This is a genomic window from Facilibium subflavum, from assembly GCF_003574485.1.
Taxonomy (GTDB): domain Bacteria; phylum Pseudomonadota; class Gammaproteobacteria; order Francisellales; family Francisellaceae; genus Facilibium; species Facilibium subflavum.
In genome coordinates, this window is sequence record NZ_QLIT01000142.1 from 1 (window position 1) to 889 (window position 889).

2 protein-coding genes are annotated in these 889 nt (G+C 38.4%); one reads left to right on the forward strand and one right to left on the reverse strand.

Annotation, left to right across the window (positions count from 1 at the left end; genetic code table 11):
- Nucleotides 1–108 precede the first annotated feature (108 nt).
- A complete protein-coding gene (locus DNK84_RS08840; RefSeq protein ID WP_119344166.1) occupies nucleotides 109–357 on the reverse strand; it encodes a LexA family protein in 249 nt (82 codons plus the stop codon).
- Between the two features lie 48 nt (nucleotides 358–405).
- Here DNK84_RS08840 and DNK84_RS08845 point away from each other — a divergent pair.
- Nucleotides 406–889, forward strand: a 484-nt coding sequence (locus DNK84_RS08845) for a helix-turn-helix domain-containing protein (RefSeq protein ID WP_162902335.1), incomplete at its 3' end; no start/stop codon positions are given.

Genomic DNA, 889 nt, shown 5'->3' on the forward strand with positions numbered 1-889 from the left:
ATAAATCGTTTTATATTAGACTAAATACCTCGTCAGCTTTGGACTTAATATATTCAAAGATTTCTCTACTAGTACCTTTTCCATTTAATTTTGACAAGTTGAAATCTGTTAATCAAGGTCTGGGATACAACACTTAGGTACAGCGAGCGAAATAGTTCGAGGAGTTCTTGGGATTTTATTAATTAAGCCTTTGTGTTCCAAGGCAATAATCATGTGCTGCACACTGGCTGGATCAGCATGGAAATATGCTTGAAAATCAGCATTTGCAGGTGGTCTGCCATTTATTTTGGTGTAATAGTGGATAAATGCAAGGTACTGCCCTTGTTTCTTGGTAAATTTCAGGTTTTCATTGCCCATATATATTACTCAATTATGTCAATTGACATGTAAGATAAGGATAGCGCAATGAACATCAGATATAAAGTTGATCTAACAGAAACAGAGCGTAGTACCTTGGTTCAGATTACGACAAAAGGAAAGCATGCAGTCCGTAAGATCACGCGAGCACATATTTTACTGATGAGTGATAAACGCCAATACTCTGATGCCAGGATTATTGATTTGCTGAAAGTCAGTTCATCAACAGTATACCGAACCAAAAGAGCTTTTGTCGAGTATGGGCTTGATTATGCGCTTGATGTTGGTTATAGCTTGCAAACAAGTTTAGTTATTAGTGATGTTGATGGGGAGCCTATTACACCAGTTGCACAGAGGGTTGTTAACTCCGAAGGCAGTTATGCTACTTACTATGCAACTGATGAGCCACAAGAAATACGAAACAACCTTGATGAGCTTTGCAAAGCAATTGAGCATTCCGAGCAGCAGTGTTTTGACAAGCCTTTAGTTCATATAGTTGATCGAGAAGCGGATTCAATAGGGCATATAAGGC